This is a genomic window from Blastococcus sp. SYSU DS0753, from assembly GCF_054051175.1.
In genome coordinates, this window is the sequence record NZ_JBJHAT010000025.1 from 50,350 (window position 1) to 68,677 (window position 18,328).

Below are 18,328 nucleotides of genomic sequence, written 5' to 3' on the forward strand. Positions count from 1 at the left end.
GTGCGATCGTGCCAGCCGACCTCGCTCCGGTGGCCGCACCGGAGCCAGGCTCGGTGCTCGATCCCGTGGGCCCCGAGGCGGCGCAGATCGCCGGCCTCACCTGGTTCATGATCGTCCTGGGCGGTCTGCTGTGGCTGGCCACCGTGGTGTTCCTGGTGCTGGCCCTCCGGCACCGCGCGCGCCGCGAGCCACGGGCCGCGAACCGGGGCGCGAAGGCCTTCATCGCCGTGTGGGGCGTGGTCGTCCCGATCGTCGTCCTGCCCGCCGTCTTCGCCTACAGCCTCGTGGTGGGCGTCGACATCTCCCGGCCTGCCCCTCCCGAGGCGCTCACCGTCGAGGTCGTCGGCCACCAGTTCTGGTGGGAGGTGCGCTACCCCGACGCCGACGTGGTGACCGCCAACGAGATCCACGTGCCGGTCGGCCGCCCCGTCCGGCTGGAGATGACGTCGGCGGACGTGATCCACAGCCTCTGGATCCCGCCGGTGGCCGGCAAGCTCGACCTCCTCCCCGGGCAGACCAACGTCCTGTCCTTCCAGGTCGAGGAGGCCGGTCGCTACCTCGGGGAGTGCGCCGAGTTCTGCGGCATCCAGCACGCCCGCATGCAGTTCGTCCTCGTCGCCCAGGAGGAGGACGAGTTCGCCGACCACCTGGTCGCGTTGCAGGCGGGCTCCGCGGAGCCGGACGGCGAGCTCGAGGAGGCCGGCCGCGAGGTGTACCTGGCCGCGGGCTGCGGGCAGTGCCACCGGATCGAGGACGTCAGCGAGGGGGACGACTTCGCCCCGGACCTCACCCACCTCGCGTCCCGGGACACGATCGCCGCGGGGATGCTCGAGAACACGCGGGGCAACCTGGCGGGCTGGATCCTCGACCCGCAGGGCCTCAAGTCGGGGGTCCGCATGCCGCCGAACAACCTCTCGGGCGACGACCTGCAAGCGCTGCTGGCCTATCTGGAGAGCCTCGAATGACCGCGCTGCAGGATCCCCCGGCCACAGAGGACCGGCTCGCCGCCACGTGGGCCACCCCACCCGGCCTGGCCGGCTGGTTCACGGCCCTCAACCACAAGCAGGTGGGCCAGCGCTTCCTCATCACCGCGTTCGTCTTCTTCGCCCTGGGCGGCATCCAGTCGGTGCTGATGCGCTGGCAGCTCGGGAGCGCCGAGAGCACCTTCCTCGACGCGCAGACCTACAACGAGCTGTTCACCATGCACGGCACGACGATGATGTTCCTGTTCGCCGTGCCGGTGGGCGAAGCCTTCGCGATGTACTTCCTGCCGCTCATGCTCGGCACCCGGGACCTGCCGTTCCCCCGGCTGACCGCCTTCGGCTGGTACATCTACGTGCTCGGCGGGATCTTCCTCTACAGCAGCTTCCTGTTCGGCCAGGTCCCCGACGGCGGCTGGTTCGCCTACACCCCGCTCACCGGGCCCGAGTACTCCCCGAGCAACTCGATGGACTTCTGGCTGCTGGGCGTGACGTTCGTGGAGATCGCGACGATCGCCGGGGCGGTCGAGCTGGTGGTGCTGATCCTCCGGTACCGGGCGCCGGGCATGAAGATCAGCCAGATGCCGCTGCTGGCGTGGAACGTGCTGGTCACCGGGATCGCCGTCATCTTCGCGTTCCCGCCGCTGGTGGTCGCCAGCGTGCTCCTCGAGCTGGACCGCAAGATCGGCACGCACTTCTACGATCCGGCGGCCGGTGGCGAGTCCTTGCTCTGGCAGCACCTGTTCTGGTTCTTCGGCCACCCCGAGGTCTACATCATCCTGCTGCCGGGGCTGGGCATCGTCTCCACGATCGTGCCGGTCTTCGCCCGCAGCCGGATCGTCGGCTACAGCCTGATCGCCGTCTCGACGGTCGCCATCGGCATCCTGTCGTTCGGCGTGTGGGTGCACCACATGTTCGTGACGGGGATCCCGCAGCTCGGGCTGGCCTTCTTCTCCGTGGCGAGCCTGTTCATCCCGATCCCGAGCGCCATCCAGGTCTCGGCGTGGATCGCCACCATCTGGCAGGGCCGGGCGGTGTGGAAGACGCCGATGATGTACGTCGTCGGCTTCATCGTGATCTTCGTCCTCGGCGGGGTCACCGGGGTGATGGTCGCCTCGGTCCCGTTCGACCAGCAGGCGCACGACAGCTACTTCGTCGTCGCGCACTTCCACTACGTGCTCATCGGCGGGATCCTCTTCCCGGTGCTGGCCGCCGTCCACTTCTGGATGCCGAAGATGAGCGGCCGCCTGCTCGACGAACGCATCGGCAAGACGGCGTTCTGGCTGACCTTCGTCGGCTTCAACGTGACGTTCTTCCCGCTGCACATCACCGGGCTGCAGGGCATGCCGCGCCGCCTCTACACCTACGCGGAGAACACGGGGTGGGAGCTCACGCAGGCGATCGCGACCGCGGGCACCGTCGTCCTCACCCTGGGCCTGCTCATGACGCTGGGCAACGTGGTGCTGTCGGCGCGGTACGGCGAGCGGGCCGGGGACGACCCGTGGGGCGGGGAGACCCTGGACTGGTACGCGACCTCGCCGCCGCCGGCCTACAACTTCCGCGGCATCCCGGAGGTCGCCAGCCGCTCGCCGCTGTGGGACACCCGGCCCTTCCGGCCGAAGTACGACCCGGCCACCTGGCAGGACGAGCTGCGCGAGCCCCGCGCTCCCGTGCGGCAGGTCGTGCTCACCAGCATCCTCGACGCCGCCCCCGAGGAGCTGGTCACCCTGCCGCAGAAGTCGTGGTGGCCGCTGCTGATGGCCTCCTCGCTCACCGTCGCCCTGATCGGCACGATGATCGACGTCTACCCCGTCGCCCTCACCGGTGTGCTCGCCGCGGTCGTGACCGGTGTGGCCTGGGTCTGGAACAGGCAGGACCGGCTGTGAGGACCAGCGGACACGCCGGGGACGCCGCCCCCCGTCCGGCCCCGCACATCGCCCGCGGCACCGGGTGGTGGGGGATGCTGCTGCTCCAGCTCGTCCTGGTGTCGATGCTCGCGGCGCTGCTGTTCTCCTACTTCTACCTGCGCGACGGCTTCGACACGTGGCCGCCCGAGCCGGCGCCCGCCCCCGCGCTGGGGCTGACCGCGGTCGCCACCGCGCTGCTGCTGCTCAGCGCCGTCCCGGTGGCCGCGGTCCACCTGTCGGCGCGGGCCGGGAAGGCGGCCGGCCGGGTCCCCGCCGCGCTGGCCGCCGCCGTCGTCCTCGGGGTGGCGTTCCTCCTCGTGCAGTTCGCCGACTACGCGGCCAACGACATCGACCCGCAGCGCGACGTGTACGGCTCCCTCTTCCTCGCCCTCGCCGGCTTCCACCACGTCAACGCCGCCCTGGCCCTGCTCGGGCTGGGCATCGTGCTACTGCGCGTGCGGACCGGCAGCATGCCCCCCCGCGAGCAGGAGATGGCGGTGACCGCCGCGCACTACTGGTACTTCGTGGTCTGGTCCTGGATCGTCATCGCCGCCACCCTCTACCTGACGCCGAGGTTCTGGTGACCGCCGCGACTCCGGAGACCAAGCGCCCCGCCGGCCGGCCGGTCCTGTTCTGGTTCGGTGTCGGCGGTGGCACCGCGGCCTGGCTGCTGCACCTGCTGGTCGGCTACTGGTTCATCGAGATCGGGTGCCCCACCGAGGGCCTGGCGCTCCCCGTCTTCCTCGTCGTGCTGACCGTGGCCCTCACGGTCATGGCCCTGGCCGCGACCTGGGCGTCCTGGTGGTCGATGCGGCACCTGCCACCGCAGCCGGAGTCCGCCGCCGTCCCCGGTCCCGAGCTCCGGCCGCTGCTGCCCTGGCGGCGTCGGCGCGACCCCGCGGACGCGCCCCCGGCCGGCGCCTGGGACCCGGTGCCGAGCCCCGCGCGCAACCGGCTGCTCGCGCTCACCGGCCTCACCATGAACCTGCTGGCGGTCGGCCTGATCGTGCTGGCGCTGCCCCCCGTCCTCGTGTACGGACCGTGCTGGTGACCGGGGGACGGCGGGGAATGCGGGCCCGGCTGGCGGCGGCGCTCGTGGCCGCCGCGGCCGGGCTGAGCGCCTGCACCGACGCGACCGGCGAGCCGCAGGTGTCCGCGGACCGCGGGCGCGAGCTGCTGCGCGAGTACGGCTGCGCGGCCTGCCACCAGGTGCCGGGGGTGACCGGGCCGCAGGGCCGGGTGGGTCCGCCGCTCGGGACGCTCGTCGAGCGGCGGGTGATCGCCGGGCAGCTCCCCCACACGCCCGAGAACCTGCGGAGCTGGATCCAGGACCCCCAGGAGCTGGACCCCGGCAACCTGATGCCCGACCTCGGGGTGACCGACGAGGACGTCGACGCCATCGTCGCCTACCTGTACTCGCTGGAGCCCTCGTGAGCCGCCGCCGGATCCCGACGGCCGCGCGCCTGCTCCAGGTGCTGGCGCTGGTCGCGGCCTGCGTCGCCCTCACCCTGGTGGCGGCACCGGTCGAGGCCGCCCCGGCCCCGGCGCCGCCCGCCGAGGAGGTCGCCGACGGCGGGACCGTCTACCAGCGGTACTGCGGGATCTGCCACAACAACGACGGCAGCGGCATCCCCGGGACCGGCGACGAGGCGGGGCCGGACCTGCGCGGATTGCCGGTGGCCTACGTCGACCTGGTCATCCGCACCGGCCGGATGCCGATCCTGCACCGGCCGGTCGGCGCCGTGGAGGAACAGCTCACCGACGCCCAGCGCGAAGCGGTCGTCACCTGGATGGCCGAGGAGTTCGACCTGGAGGGCGGGATCCCGGAGGTGGGGGCAGGCGACCCGGGCCGCGGGCAGCCGCTCTGGCTGACCAACTGCGCGCCCTGCCACAGCGCCGGGGGCAACGGCGGCATCTCGGCCGACGGGACGGTCGCCCCGGAGGTCACCGGCATCGACCCCACCGGCATCGTGGAGGCGATCCGGGTCGGCCCGTTCGAGATGCCCCGGTTCGGCGACGAGGTCCTCAGCGAGCAGGACGCCGCCGACATCGCCGCCTACGTGCAGGACCTGTCGGACGCCGAGACCACACCCCTGGGGCTCTCGGACGTCAGTCGCGTCTACGGCGGTGTCTTCACCGGCCTGATCGCCCTGGCCATGGCGGGCGCGCTGGTGCTCGTCGTCCGGACCGGCCGGCGATCGGCCCCGGAACCGGCCGGGCGCACCCCCTCGGACCCGGAGGACAGGGAGGGCACGGAGCAGTGACGGCCACGGAGCCCCGCCCGGAGTCCCGCCCCGCGCTCCTGCGCCGCCCGGTCCCGCTCGCGGCCGGAGCCGTGGCGGCGATCCTGCTCGCGGCGTTCGTGGCGGGCCTGGTGCTGGACTGGCCCACCTCCGCGCTCGGGCTGCTCCTCGGCATCGGCACGCTGTGCGCCGCTCTCGTCGTGGCCGCCGCGCTGCCCGCTGACGAGGATCAGGAGCTCGTCTGGCCGGGCCAGCGCGAGCCGGGGGACGCACCGCTGCTCGCGGCGGTCGCCGGTCACCCGGTCCGCCGGCGCTGGGTCCTCGGTGGCGTCGGCGTCGGCGCGCTCGCCGGGATCGGCCTGCTCGCCTGGCTGGGCCGGGACGAGCCGCCGGCCACCAGCTGGCGGCGGGGGACGCACCTGGTGACCGCCGAGGGCCAGCGGATCCGCGCGGCGGACGTGCCGATCGGCGGCTTCGGCACCGTGTGGCCCGAGGGCGCCGCCCGGGAGGACCTGGCGGCGGTCGTGCTGGTGCGGCTCTCCGCGCAGAGCGCGCAGCCGCCGACGGTCCTCGACTGGGTCGTCGGCGAACGGCTGGTCGCCTACTCGAAGGTCTGCACGCACGCCGGCTGCCCGGTCGGGCTGTACCAGGAGGACAGCGACTCGCTGTTCTGCCCCTGCCACCAGGCCACCTTCGACGCGGCGCGCGGGGCGGTACCGACGTTCGGGCCGGCGTCGCGCCCCCTCCCCCAGCTCCCCCTCGGCGTCGACGCGGACGGCTTCCTGGTGGCCCTCGGCGACTTCGCGACGCCCATCGGTCCGGTGCGCGGATGAGCGTCCAGGAAGCCCCCACCCGGCCCCGGTGGCTACGCGAGCTGTTCGTCCCGACGCACTGGTCGTTCCTGCTGGGGCCGGTCGCGGTGATCTGCTTCGCCGTCCTGCTGCTGACCGGGCTGGTGCTGACCTTCTTCTACGAGCCGTCGGCCGAGCTGGTGGAGTACCAGGGCTCGGCCGACCTCTACGACGGCCGGGAGCTGCCGGCCGCGTTCTCCTCCGTCGTCTCGATCAGCCACGACCTGCCCGGCGGGCTGCTGCTGCGCCGGGTGCACCGGGTGGCGAGCTACCTGTTCGTCGCGGCGCTGCTGCTGCACGTGCTCCGGGTGCTCCTCGCCGGGGCCTTCCGGGGTCGCCGCATCTCGAACTACCTGCTCGGCCTGGTCCTGCTCGCACTGGCCTTCGCGCTGGGTTGGTCGGGCCAGAACCTGGTGTACGACGTGATCACCGGCAGCAGCGTCCGGATCGGGTACTCGATCGCGGCGAGCATGCCCTGGCTCGGCGGGGAGCTGGCCGACCTCGTCTTCGCGGGCCCGGACGTCGCCGACGTCGTCCCCCGGCTGTTCTGGCTGCACGTCCTGCTGCTGCCGGTCGCCTTCGGAGGGTTGCTCGCCGTCCACCTGTGGCTCGTCGTCCGCCAGCGGCACACAGTCCTGCCGCGGCGCCGTCGCCCCGACGGGCAGCTGGTCGTGGCGACCCCCGGCCGGAGCGGGCTGCGGTCCCGCGCGCTGCTGCTCACCCTGCTGACCACCACGCTGCTCGTCGTCTCCGCCGCGCTGGTCCCCTTCGGGGACGTCCTGCACATCGGCCCGTACCTGCCCGGTGTGGCCGGCAACGACATGTACCCGGACTGGTACCTGTTCCCGGCCGAGGGCGGCATCCTCCTCCTGCCGGCCGTGGAGTTCAGCATCCTGGGGGCGACGATCACCAACCCGTTCCTGGGCGGTGTCCTGCTGCCGGTGCTCATCGGCGGGGCGGTGCTGGTCTACCCGCTGCTGGAGCGGCTGTTCCGCCGGCGTCCGGAAGCCGACCTCGACCTCAGCGAGCGGCCGCTCGACGCGCCGTTCCGCGTCGCCTTCGTCACCTTCGTCGTGGTGCTCGGCGCGGTGACGGGCGCGGGGGCGGCCAGCGACGTGATCGCCCAGGTGCTCGGGCTGGAGGTGGTCACCGTCATCTGGTTCCTGCGCATCGCGCTGGTGGCGGCCCCGCCGGTGCTCGCGGGCGCTCTGTTCTGGTACGCCCGGCGGCGCTCCCGCCAGTCCCCGCTCTGACCCCGGGCGTCGCGGCTCAGGCCACCCGCAGCTCCTCGACGTCGGCCTCGCGCAGGCTCACGCCGAGCCCCGGGGCAGCGAGGTCCGGCCGGACCCGGCCCTCCCGCGGCTCGGGGGCGCCGTCGAACAGCCGGCGCTCGAACCGCTCGTGGTCGTGGAACCACTCGAGGTGGCGCAGGTTGGGCGTGGCCAGGCCGAGGTGTGCGTGCAGGGTGGGCACGCAGTGCGCGGAGACCTCGAGCCCGTGCCCCGCGGCCACCGCCGCCGCGCGCAACCACTCGGTGACCCCGCCGCAGCGGCTGGCGTCCACCTGCAGGCAGTCGACGGCGCCGGCGCCGCAGAGGGCAGCGAAGTCCTCGATCCGCGCGCCGTACTCCCCGGCGGCGACGTCGCAGTCCAGGGACCGGCGCACGAGTCGCAGCCCGGCCAGGTCGTCGGAGGAGACCGGCTCCTCGAACCAGACCACCCCCAGGTCGTCGAGCGCCCGGCCCACCCGGACCGCCTGCTTGGCGGTGTAGCCGCCGTTGGCGTCGACCAGCAGATCGACGCGGTCCCCGACGACCTCGCGGGCCAGCCGCGTGCGGGCCAGGTCGCGGCCCTCCGCGCTGCCCCACGACTCCCCGATCTTGATCTTCACCCGGTCGAAGCCCCGGTCGAGCCAGCCCGTCAGCTGCTCGCGGGTCGCGGCGTCGTCGTAGGTGGTGAACCCACCGCTGGCGTAGACCGGCGAGTCCCGCCGCACGGCCCCCAGGAGCACCGCCAGCGGCACGTCGAGCAGCCGCGCCTTCAGGTCCCAGAGGGCGACGTCGACCGCGGAGATCGCCATCGCGACCAGGCCGGGAACGCCGGCGTTGCGGGCGGCCCGGGCCATGGCATGCGTGGCGTCCTGCGGGTGCAGGGCCGATCGCCCCTCCACCACGCCGGCGAGCAGGCCGGGGATGAGCGCCGCGGTGGACTGGTCGGCATAGGTCCAGCCGGTCCCGGTGCGGTCCCCGGCAGCGGCGTGCACCACGATCGCCGTCGTCGCGTCCCACTGCAGGGTGCCGTCGGCCTCGGGGCGGTCGGTCGGCAGCCGGTAGACGGCAACGACCACGCTCTGCACCGGGACGTCCGGTGTGGTTCCCACGGCAGCGGTGCTCCTCTCCAGGAGGTGGTCAGCCGGCGGAGCGGCCGGTCAGCGTGCGCCGCACCGCGGTGACCGCCCCGGTCACCGCGGCGGTGGTGACGCCGCCGGCCGCCGCGAGCACCGCCCCCTGCGCCAGCCGGCCCGGCGGATGCGGGGCCGGTGCCAGCACCCGTTCCGGGTTGTCCTCGAGCCGCGCGCCGGTCACCAGACCGGCGAGCGCCTCGGCCAGGTGCACCGCCCTGCGGCCGGTGTCGGCCTGCTCGACCTGGGTGCGGCAGCTGAAGCCGTCGGCGAGCACCACCGCCTGGGGGTCGCCCTCGCGCACCGCGGGCAGCAGGGCCTGCTCGGCACAGGCCATGGAGACGTCGTAGTGGCCGCGCTCGAACCCGAAGTTGCCGGCCAGTCCGCAGCAGCCGGAGTTCAGCACGTCGGCGTCGAACCCGGCCCTCCGCATCAGCTCGCGGTCCTGGTCGAAGCCCATGATCGAGTGGTGGTGGCAGTGGGTCTGGACCATCGCCGCGCGATCCGCCCGAGGGGGCTCCCACTCCGGAGCGCGCTCGCCCAGCAGCTCGGCGAGCGTGCGGGTGGACGCCGCGAGCAGCCGGACGTCCTCGTCGTCCGGGAGCAGCTCAGGGGCGTCGGACCGGAAGACCGCGGTGCAGCTGGGCTCCAGCGCCACGACCGGCATGCCCGCGCGCAGCTCCGGTGCGAGCGCGCCCGCCGTCCGGCGCAGGATCCGTGCGGCCGTCGCCAACTGGCCCGTGGAGATCCAGGTGAGCCCGCAGCAGAGCTCCTGGTCGGGGATTCGCACGGTGAAGCCGGCGTCCTCCAGCACCGTCACCGCCGCCTCGCCGATGTGCGGCTGGAAGAACTCGGTGAACGTGTCCGGCCAGAGCAGCACCTCGCCGCGCTCCCCCGTTCCTCGGGGTCCCCGGTCGCGGTACCAGGAGGTGAAGCGCTGCGGGGCGAACAGCGGCAGGTCGCGCTCCGGGGTCACCCCGCCGACCGCCTTGGCCACCGTGCGCACCCCCGGCGTCTGCGTCAGGGCGTTCACCACCCGCGGCGCCAGCGCGGCGAACCGCGCGACCAGCGGCAGCCAGCCGAGCGTGTAGTGGGTCCGCGGGCGCAGCCGGCCCGCGTAGTGGTGCGACAGGAACTCCGCCTTGTACGTCGCCATGTCCACGTCGACCGGGCAGTCGCTGCGGCAGCCCTTGCACGCCAGGCAGAGGTCCAGCGCGTCCCGGACCGCGGTGGAACGCCAGCGGTCGCGGATGACGTCGCCGCGGAGCATCTCGAACAGCAGGCGCGCGCGGCCGCGGGTGGAGTGCTTCTCGTCGCCGGTCACCTGGTAGCTCGGGCACATCACCTGGCCGGACCCGACCTCCAGGGAGGAGCGGCACTTGCCGACGCCGACGCACCGGGCTGCGGCGTGGGCGAACGAGCCGTCGTCCTCCGGGTAGCCGAAGGCGACCTCGGGCTGCCAGGCGGGGTAGTCGGCGGTGACCCGGAGGTGCTCGTCGAGGGGGTACGGGGCGACGACCTTCCCCGGGTTCATCCGGTTGTCCGGGTCCAGCAGCGCCTTCATGCGGCCGAACGCCTCGACGATCTCGGGTTCGAACATCCGGGGCAGCAGTTCGCCGCGCACCTGACCATCGCCGTGCTCGCCGGACATGGAGCCGCCGTAGCGGGTGACGAGCTCGGCGGCGTCCTCGAGGAACGGCCGGTAGGTGTCCTCGCCGCCCGGTGCGCCCAGCGGGAACGGTATGCGCAGGTGCACGCACCCGTGACCGAAGTGCCCGTACAGGGAGGAGGGCGTCAGGCCGTGCCGGTCGAGCAGCTCCGCGAGGTCGGCCAGGTACTCCCCGAGCTGATCGGGTGCGACGGCGGAGTCCTCCCACCCCGGCCAGGTGTCGTGCGCGTCCGGCGGATGCGCAGTTGCGCCGAGCCCGGACTCGCGGAAGGCCCACATGTCCGCCTGGTCCGCGGGGTCGCTCAGGACCAGCACGGCCGGCGGCTCGGGCGCGGAGCGGAGGTCCTCGACCATCCGATCCATGCGTCCGCCCAGTTCCTCCTCGTCCTCCCCGGCGAGCTCGACCAGCAACCAGCCGCTGCCGTCGGGCAGCTTCTCCAGGGCCCGGGGGTTCATCCCGAGCTCGTCCTGGTTGCGGCGGAGCACCTCGTCGACGCCCTCGAGCCGGTGCGGACGGTGCGGGAGCAGCCGGGCGACGTCGCGGCCCGCGGCGACGACGTCGGGGTAGCCCAGGACCGCCAGGCGGCGCACCCGCGGCAGCTCCGACAGCTGCAGCTCCGCGCGCAGCACGGTCACCAGCGTCCCCTCGCTGCCCACCAGCGCCCGGGCCACGTCGAAGCCGTTCTCGGGCAGCAGCGCGTCGAGGTTGTAGCCGGAGACGCGGCGCGGGATCCGCGGGAAACCGGTGCGGATCTCGGCGAGGTAGCGGTCCCGCAGCGCCCGGAGCCCGCGGTAGACCTCGGCGCGGCGGCCACCCGCCCGGACGATCTCGGCGTACTCCTCGTCGCTCGTCGGCCCGACCCACATGCGGGTGCCGTCGGGCAGCAGGACCTCCAGCCGGGAGACCTTGTCCACCGCCTTGCCGTACACCTGCGCCGAGGCCCCGCACGCGTTGTTGCCGAGCATGCCGCCGACCGTGCAGGTCCAGTGGGTCGCCGGCTGCGGCCCCCAGGTGAGCCCGTGCTCGGCGAGCCGGGCGTCGAGGTGGTCGAGCACCATGCCCGGCTCCACGACGCAGGTCCGCCGGTCGGTGTCGACCGAGACCAGGCCGGTGCAGTACCGGCTCCAGTCCAGGACGACGGCGGCGTTGGTGGTCTGGCCGGCGAGGCTGGTGCCGCCGCCTCGCGACAGCAGGGGCACACCGTGCTCGCGGCAGACCGCCGCCGCCTCGACCGCCGCCTCCACCGTCCGCGGTTCCACGACCCCCAGCGGCGGGATCCGGTAGTTCGAGGCATCGGTGGAGTACGCGCCGCGGGTGCCGGTGTCGAACCGGACACCGCCGTCGACCCGACGCAGGTCGGCCGCCAGCGCCGCGACGTCCACCCGGTGGGGCCCGGCAGGCTCCGGCGGCAGGCTGGTGGGTGGGGGCAGATCGGTGACCGCCATCGCTCAGGCCCGGTGCGGCAGGAACTCCTGGATCTTGGTCTTGGCCCCCTGCCTGACCACACCCCACGCGTCCTCGTCGCCCTTGAACAGCGACCTGGCCGTCTCGGTCATCTGCTCGAGCGTCGCGTGCGGCGGGATGGGCGGTACGTCGGCGTCGACGTGCACGTCGAGCAGCGCCGGCCGGCCCGCCGCCAGCGCGCGGTCCCACGCCGGCCCCAGCTGGCCCGGGTCGTCCACCGTGATCGCCTCGAAGCCGAGGCCGGCGGCGAACGCGGCGTAGGAGACGTCGGGCAGCGTCTGCGAGTCGGCGAGCTTCGGGAATCCGCCCATGGCCCGCATCTCCCAGGTCACCTGGTTGAGGTCGTTGTTGTGCAGGACCGCGATCACCATGCGGGGGTCGGTCCACTCCCGCCAGTACCGGGAGATGGTGATGAGCTCGGCCAGGCCGTTCATCTGCATCGCCCCGTCGCCGACGAAGGCGATGACCGGCCGGTCGGGGTGCCCGAACTTGGCACCGATGCCGTAGGGCACCGCCGGGCCCATGGTGGCCAGCGTCCCGGACAGCGAGCCCCGGGTGTCCGGGCCGAACCGCAGGTGACGCGCGTACCAGTTGGCCGACGACCCGGAGTCCGCGGTGATGATGGCGTTGCCGGGCATCCGATCGTTCAGCTCGTAGAACAGCCGCATGGGGTTGACCGGGTCGGCGTCGGTCATGGCACGCATGTGGATGGTCTCCCACCAGCGCCGGACACCGTCCTCGATGCCCTCCCGCCACGAGCGGTCGGCCTTGCGCTCCAGCAGCGGGATCAGCGCCCGGAGGGTGGTGGCGGCGTCCCCCACGAGGTTCAGCTCGTACGGGTACCGCATGCCGATGTACTTCGCGTCGTGGTCGATCTGGACCCCGCGGGCCTGGCCGTACTCGGGGAAGAACTCGCTGTAGGGCAGGTTGGAGCCGACCGTCAGCAGGGTGTCGCAGTCCTTCATCATGTCCCAGGTCGGCCGGGTGCCCAGCAGCCCGATCGACCCGGTCACGAACGGCAGGTCGTCGGGGAGCACGTCCTTGCCGAGCAGCGCCTTCGCCACGCCGGCGCCGAGGATGTCGGCGACCTCGATGACCTCCGCGCGGGCGCCCCGAGCCCCCTGGCCGACGAGCATCGCGACCTTGCTCCCGCTGTTGAGCAGGTCGGCGGCGGCGCGGATCGACCGGTCGTCCGGAACGATCGTCGGCGCCGAGGTGTGTGCGCTGCTGGAAGGCACCATCTTGTGCTCGTGCGTCGGCGGGCTGTACTCCAGCTCCTGCACGTCGGCCGGGATGATCACCGCGGTCGGCGCGTGCTCGGCGGCCGCGATCCGCATGGCGCGGTCGATCACGTTGGGGAGCTGCTCGGGCGTGTTCACCACGTGCACGTAGTGGTGGGCGACGTCCTTGAACAGCGACAGCAGGTCGACCTCCTGCTGGTAGGAGCCGCCCATGGCGCTCCGGTCGGTCTGCCCGACGATCGCGACCACGGGCACGTGGTCGAGCTTGGCGTCGTACAGCCCGTTGAGCAGGTGGATCGCGCCCGGCCCCGAGGTGGCCATGCAGACGCCCACCCGGCCGGTGAACTTGGCGTACCCCACCGCCTCGAAGGCGGACATCTCCTCGTGCCGGGACTGGACGTACTGCAGGCCGTCCTGCTTCCCGAACGCCTCGAGGATGCCGTTGATCCCGTCACCGGGATAGGAGAAGACCTTCTCGACGCCCCACTCCCGGAGGCGGTCCAGCAGGACGTCGGCGACAGTCTGGCTCATGGGGAGATCCCTCCCGTTGGGTTGCACCGTCCTTGGACGCGCTACCCGTCGAGCCGGGATGAAACCGAGACGGGACTTTACGATCGGATGACCATGTCCCCCAGTCGAGGTGAGGGGGACGACCGGTCGGTCGAGCACGTCGGCCCCCGGGGACGACACGGAGGCAGCCACGCTCACCGCCGAGCCCGCCTCGTCAGCGGGTGCTCGTGCTCGGGGCGGGGACGACGTCTTCTCCGGACTCGCGAGTGGGCGTGCAGCCCGGACCTTCCGGCCGCCCCGTTCAGGCCCCGACCCAACCCCCGGTAGCCGCGGACGCGGCACCGGCCAACCCGGGAGGACCGATGAGCGCAGGAGGAGACCACCGCGGGCACGGTGGACCGCATGATCCCGAGTTCCGCGTCGGGCGCGGAAAGCCGGCCCGGCGGCGGATCGCCGCGCTCGCCGTCGCGATCATCGTCATCATCTTCGCCGTCATGCTGGGCGTGTGGCTGCTCGGCAGGTCCGCCGCCGACGCGCAGAGCCCAGCCGGGGCCGGGGGCGCGGACCACAGCGCTGAGGCGGAACCGGCCGCTGACGGGGTTTGCCCGGGCCTCGATCGGTCCGGTCAGCGGGCCGACCGGACCGCCTGAGCGAGCCGGACTCGAGGCACACGGTCTCGGGCACGTGCTCGAGCGCGCACCCGCACCGACGCAGCCACCCCGCCCCGGCCGTCGGTGAGGACGACCCGGTCGGACTGCGTACCCACGGTCGGCCGCTGACGACAGTGGCCCCGCCGAGCCCGTCTCCGGGGCCCGGCGGGGCCACTGCACTGCGTTGGTAGCGGGGACAGGATTCGAACCTGCGACCTCTGGGTTATGAGCCCAGCGAGCTACCGAGCTGCTCCACCCCGCGTTGCGTCCGCCACCCTACCCTTCGGGCGGGACCGACCCGCTGTCGGCCCCGTGGTCGGCGCGACCACGGGGCCGACAGCCGGCTCAGGAGGTGCTGGACGTGCCCGCTGCCGGCGGCGCAGCCGTCGCCCCGCCGGTGGGGTGACCGTTCGGCGACGCCGTCGTGCCGGGAAGCAGCGGGTCCTCCGGAGCGCGGCGCGGGAGACGGGGCTCCTCCCCCAGCCCCTTGACCAGCGACGCGAGCACCATGAGGAGCACGACCGCGAAGGGGAAGGCGGCGACGATCGAGGCGGTCTGCACCCCGCCCAGGCCGCCGCTGACCAGCAGGACGGCTGCGGAGGCGGAGATGACCAGCCCCCAGATCACGCTGACGACGCGCGCCGGGTCCTGCCCACCGCGGCTGCTGAGCGAGCCGAGCACGAAGGTGGCGGAGTCGGCGCTGGTCACGAAGAACGTGACGATCAGGATCATCGCCCCGATCCCGGCCACCACCCCACCGGGCAGCGTGTCGAGCAGCCCGAACAGCTGCGACTCGGTCGACTGCCCGGCGAGCTCCGCCCCCTCCTGCTCGGCGAGGATTCCGGCTCCGCCGAAGACGGAGAACCACAGCCCGCTGACCAGCGTCGGCACCGCCAGCACGCCGATGACGAACTCCCGGATGGTGCGCCCGCGCGAGATGCGCGCGATGAAGGTCGCGACGAAGGGCGACCAGGAGATCCACCACGCCCAGTAGAAGATCGTCCAGCCGTTGATCCAATCCGACCGCTCGGCGTCGAAGGGGCCGGTCTGCAGGCTCATCGTGGGGAGCTCGGCGAGGTAGCTGCCGAGGGTCGTGGTGAACGCACCGACCAGCCGGCCGGACGCCGCGGTGAACAGCACGAAGGCGAAGAGCCCCACCGCGAGGACGACGTTGGCGGTCGACAGCCACTTGATCCCGCGGTTGATCCCGGAGAGCGCCGAGATCAGGAAGAGGACGGTGACCACCGCGATGATGGCCAGCTGCACGCCGGAACCGGTCGCGATGCCGTCGTCGAGCGAGGCGAGGCCCCCGTTGATCTGCGCGGCGCCCAGGCCGAGCGACGTGGCGACACCGAAGACGGTGGCGACCACGGCGACCGTGTCCACCGCCACGCCGAGCGGGCCGTCGACGCGGTCACCGAGCAGCGGTCGCAGCGCCCCGCTGATCGTGGCCTTCCAGCCGCGGCGGAACCGGGCGTAGGCCAGGGCCAGGGCCAGGACGGCGTAGATGCCCCAGGGGTGCAGGCCCCAGTGGAAGAACGAGTAGCGCAACGCATCCCGGGCGGCCTCCGTGGTCCCCGGGTCGGCCGTCGGCGGGGTGAGGAAGTGCGACACCGGCTCCGCCACGCCCCAGAACACCAGGCCGATGCCCATACCCGCGCTGAAGAGCATCGAGAACCAGGCCCGGGTGCTGTACTCCGGCCGGTCGGTGTCCGCACCCAGCCGCACCCGTCCCCACCGCGAGGCCGCGACCACGATCACCGCGACCAGCACGATCGTGGCGGTGAGCAGGTAGAACCAGCCGAACCGGTCGACCACGAAGGTGCGCGCCGAGGTGGCGGCGGAGTCGAGGGACTCCGGTGACAGCACGCCCCAGAGGACGAAGGGGAGCACGATGGCCAGCGAGGCCCAGAAGACGGCGGATGTTCTTCGCACGAGCGGAAGGATCCTTCGGTCGGGAACAAGAGAGCCGGGCGCCCACCGGCGGCAGACCGTACGGGGGCGGGGTCGACGGCCGGACGACGATCCAGACTTGCACCACTTGCGGAGCGCCGCATCTTTCCGGGCGTGACAAGCCCCACCCCCGCGGGACCGGAACCGTCGGGGATCGTGGGCGGGTGCCACCTCAGCCGCCCACGCAGCAGGACCCCCACCACGCCGTCGACCTCGCCCTCCGGGCGGGGGAACTGCTGCTGTCGGCCGGCGCCAGCGCCGCCGAGGTGACCGCCACGTGCACGGTCGTGGCCCGGTCCTGCGGGCTCGGGCGGGTGGAGTGCGACATCACCTTCACCTCGATCACGGTCTCCGGCCACCCCGCCGCGGACGCCGCCCCGATCAGCGGGCTGCGCCTGGTCCAGCGGCGGGAGCTGGACTACTCCCGCGCCACCGCCGTCCACAACGTGGTCGGCGACCTGGCCGCGGGACGGGTGACCCCGCCGGAGGCCGACCACCGGCTGCGGGCGATCGCCACCGCACGGCACCCCTACCGCCGGTGGGTGGTCACCGGGGCGCGTGCGTTCCTGGCCGCCGGGGTAGCCGTGCTGCTCGGCGCCGGGCCCGTGGTGACGGCGGCCGCCTTCGGTGCCACGGTGCTGGTCGACCTCGCCATCGACCGCCTCGGCCGCCGCGGACTGCCGCCCTTCTTCCTCAACGCCGCCGGCGGGCTGATCGCCACCTCGGTCGCCCTCGCCCTCGTGGCCGCCGACATCGGCGTCCGCCCGTCGCTCGTCGTCGCCGGCGGCATCGTGCTGCTGCTGCCGGGTGTCACGCTCGTCGGCTCGGTGCACGACGCGATCACCGGCTTCTACGTGACGGCGAGCGCCCGGGCCTTCGAGACGTTGCTGCTGACGGCCGGGATCATCAGCGGGGTGGCGGTCGGGCTGTCGATCGGCGTGCGGCTCGGCGTGCCGATGACGATGTGGGACCCCTCGCCCAGCGGTTTGGCGGAGGTGCCGCTGCAGCTCGCGGCCGCAGCCGCCGTCTCGGCCTCCTTCGCCGTCGCCAACTACGCCCCCCGGCGCACCCTGGCTCCGGCGGCGGCCGCCGGTGCGCTCGGCTGGGCGGTGTTCGTCGGGCTGGACCAGCTGCGGCTGTCGGTCACCCTCGCGACGGCCGCCGCCGCCGTCGTCATCGGCCTCGGCAGCTTCGTCATGGCTGCCCGCCAGCGGGTCCCCGCGCTGGTCTACGTGGCCGCCGGGATCATCCCGCTGCTGCCCGGGCTCGCCATCTACCGGGGTCTGCGCCGGCTCACCGAGGGCGACACGCTGGGCGGCCTCACGCTGCTCGGGACCGCCATCGCCATCGGCCTGGCGCTGGCGGCGGGGTCCCTGCTCGGCGAGTACGTGGCGCAGTCCCTGCGACGGACCAGGCTGCCCGGGGAGCGGCGCCTGACCGGCCTGGTCCAGGCCCGAGGAGCACGCGCGCGGAGCGTCACCGGCGGCGGTCGCGGGGTGGCGCGCGCCTGACGCGGAGGCGTCGGCACGGACCCGTGTGAACGGTGGGACGGGCCGTCACGCGCGAGGCGCCGGACCCGTGCGCCTCCGGCACCCCCGTTCCCGGCCCGCCTACAGTCCGGGTCGTGGCGGGGGACGTGGCGGCGAGCAGTTTCGTCGGAGACCCGCAGCCGGTGGAGATCCACCACCGCGGGATCTGGTACTCCGGCGAGCTGCTCGGCTGGCGGCACACCCCCGACGGCCGGGTCTCCGCCCGCGTGCGGTGCACCGTCGACGGGCTGCGGCACTCGACGTGGAAGGACCTCGCCGAGCTCCGCCTGCCGGATCCGGCCCACCCACCGCGGCGAGAACCGTTCCCCGCACCGCCGGCACGCCCGCTGGCCGCCGCGCCGGTGGCCGACCCGGACCGCACGCGCCCGCACACGCTGCTCGCCGCGCTGACCACGCGACCGCGCCCACCCGCGCACGTCGGCACGCCGCCGGCCCCACGGTTCCCCGCCGCCCCGGGGACGTCGTCTCCCGTCCAGCAGGTGCCGGCCGGAGGGCGCACCCCGACGGCGGAACCGGCGCTGCCGCCGGCACGACCGCGGCCGACGCCCTACCGCCGTGCACCACGCCAGGCCGACGGCTGGTCGCGCGACTGGCCCGACGCCCGCACGCACGAGGAGCTCAGCGCCGTCTGACCACGGGACCGGCGGCCCGAGCACCCGGAAGGACGAGAACGACGAAGGCCCGACCCCTGGTGGGGCCGGGCCTTCGTGGTGGTAGCGGGGACAGGATTCGAACCTGCGACCTCTGGGTTATGAGCCCAGCGAGCTACCGAGCTGCTCCACCCCGCGTCGGTGACACCACCGTACCAGCCCTGCCGGGGGGGGGGGGGGGGGGGGGGGGGGGGGGGGGGGGGGGGGGGGGGGGGGGGGGGGGGGGGGGGGGGGGGGGGGGGGGGGGGGGGGGGGGGGG

General features: G+C 73.7%; 15 protein-coding genes and 2 tRNA genes. 11 read left to right on the plus strand and 6 right to left on the minus strand.

All coding sequences use genetic code 11. The features are described from left to right. Nucleotides 1-8: 8 nt before the first annotated feature. The 8 genes from coxB to ACI799_RS16800 are packed head-to-tail and all read left to right on the plus strand — an operon-like array spanning nt 9 to nt 7,234. Nucleotides 9-965: a cytochrome c oxidase subunit II gene (coxB, locus tag ACI799_RS16765; protein WP_456589315.1), complete on the plus strand. Its 957-nt coding sequence runs from the start codon at nt 9-11 to the stop codon at nt 963-965. Further along, nucleotides 962-2,866: a cytochrome c oxidase subunit I gene (gene ctaD / locus ACI799_RS16770; RefSeq protein ID WP_456613509.1), complete on the plus strand. Its 1,905-nt coding sequence runs from the start codon at nt 962-964 to the stop codon at nt 2,864-2,866. The genes coxB and ctaD overlap by 4 nt, the downstream gene beginning before the upstream one ends. Continuing rightward, a complete protein-coding gene (locus tag ACI799_RS16775) occupies nt 2,863-3,471 on the plus strand; it encodes a cytochrome c oxidase subunit 3 (RefSeq protein ID WP_456589317.1) in 609 nt (202 codons plus the stop codon). The genes ctaD and ACI799_RS16775 overlap by 4 nt, the downstream gene beginning before the upstream one ends. Continuing rightward, nucleotides 3,468-3,938 (plus strand): hypothetical protein, encoded by a 471-nt coding sequence (locus ACI799_RS16780; RefSeq protein ID WP_456589318.1) that lies wholly within the window; start codon nt 3,468-3,470, stop codon nt 3,936-3,938. Before ACI799_RS16775 ends, ACI799_RS16780 begins: the two co-directional genes overlap by 4 nt. After that, nucleotides 3,935-4,321, plus strand: coding sequence for a c-type cytochrome (locus tag ACI799_RS16785; RefSeq protein WP_456589319.1), 387 nt, complete (start codon nt 3,935-3,937; stop codon nt 4,319-4,321). The genes ACI799_RS16780 and ACI799_RS16785 overlap by 4 nt, the downstream gene beginning before the upstream one ends. Continuing rightward, complete coding sequence (locus tag ACI799_RS16790; RefSeq protein WP_456613510.1) at nt 4,318-5,151, plus strand: c-type cytochrome; 834 nt, start codon at nt 4,318-4,320, stop codon at nt 5,149-5,151. Before ACI799_RS16785 ends, ACI799_RS16790 begins: the two co-directional genes overlap by 4 nt. After that, nucleotides 5,148-5,963, plus strand: coding sequence for a QcrA and Rieske domain-containing protein (locus ACI799_RS16795; RefSeq protein WP_456613511.1), 816 nt, complete (start codon nt 5,148-5,150; stop codon nt 5,961-5,963). Before ACI799_RS16790 ends, ACI799_RS16795 begins: the two co-directional genes overlap by 4 nt. Continuing rightward, nucleotides 5,960-7,234 (plus strand): cytochrome b N-terminal domain-containing protein, encoded by a 1,275-nt coding sequence (locus ACI799_RS16800; RefSeq protein WP_456589322.1) that lies wholly within the window; start codon nt 5,960-5,962, stop codon nt 7,232-7,234. The genes ACI799_RS16795 and ACI799_RS16800 overlap by 4 nt, the downstream gene beginning before the upstream one ends. Before the next feature lie 16 nt (nt 7,235-7,250). Here the strand turns inward: ACI799_RS16800 and ACI799_RS16805 are convergent, their stop codons facing one another. Genes ACI799_RS16805 through ACI799_RS16815 form a run of 3 tightly spaced genes read right to left on the minus strand, consistent with a single transcriptional unit; the run spans nt 7,251 to nt 13,287 of the window. Next, a complete protein-coding gene (locus ACI799_RS16805) occupies nt 7,251-8,360 on the minus strand; it encodes an enolase C-terminal domain-like protein (RefSeq protein WP_456613512.1) in 1,110 nt (369 codons plus the stop codon). 28 nt (nt 8,361-8,388) lie between these two features. Continuing rightward, a complete protein-coding gene (locus ACI799_RS16810; protein WP_456613513.1) occupies nt 8,389-11,496 on the minus strand; it encodes an FAD-binding and (Fe-S)-binding domain-containing protein in 3,108 nt (1,035 codons plus the stop codon). A 3-nt stretch (nt 11,497-11,499) separates the two neighbouring features. After that, nucleotides 11,500-13,287: a thiamine pyrophosphate-requiring protein gene (locus ACI799_RS16815; protein WP_456613514.1), complete on the minus strand. Its 1,788-nt coding sequence runs from the start codon at nt 13,285-13,287 to the stop codon at nt 11,500-11,502. A gap of 341 nt (nt 13,288-13,628) precedes the next feature. Here ACI799_RS16815 and ACI799_RS16820 point away from each other — a divergent pair, with 341 nt between their 5' ends. Next, nucleotides 13,629-13,916, plus strand: coding sequence for a hypothetical protein (locus ACI799_RS16820; protein WP_456589326.1), 288 nt, complete (start codon nt 13,629-13,631; stop codon nt 13,914-13,916). 185 nt (nt 13,917-14,101) lie between these two features. Here ACI799_RS16820 and ACI799_RS16825 read toward each other — a convergent pair. Together ACI799_RS16825 and ACI799_RS16830 are read right to left on the minus strand one after the other, a co-directional pair. Continuing rightward, nucleotides 14,102-14,178: transfer RNA gene (locus ACI799_RS16825), tRNA-Met, on the minus strand. A gap of 83 nt (nt 14,179-14,261) precedes the next feature. Then, nucleotides 14,262-15,851, minus strand: coding sequence for a BCCT family transporter (locus ACI799_RS16830; RefSeq protein ID WP_456589327.1), 1,590 nt, complete (start codon nt 15,849-15,851; stop codon nt 14,262-14,264). Nucleotides 15,852-16,033: 182 nt separating this feature from the next. Here ACI799_RS16830 and ACI799_RS16835 point away from each other — a divergent pair, with 182 nt between their 5' ends. After that, entirely contained in the window at nt 16,034-17,380 is a 1,347-nt protein-coding gene (locus tag ACI799_RS16835) for a threonine/serine ThrE exporter family protein (RefSeq protein ID WP_456589328.1), read from the plus strand. Between the two features lie 113 nt (nt 17,381-17,493). After that, nucleotides 17,494-18,051 carry a hypothetical protein gene (locus ACI799_RS16840; RefSeq protein WP_456589329.1) on the plus strand — a complete coding sequence of 186 codons (558 nt, stop codon included), beginning with the start codon at nt 17,494-17,496 and terminating at the stop codon, nt 18,049-18,051. A gap of 79 nt (nt 18,052-18,130) precedes the next feature. Here ACI799_RS16840 and ACI799_RS16845 read toward each other — a convergent pair. Then, nucleotides 18,131-18,207, minus strand: a tRNA-Met gene (locus tag ACI799_RS16845). Nucleotides 18,208-18,328 lie beyond the last annotated feature (121 nt).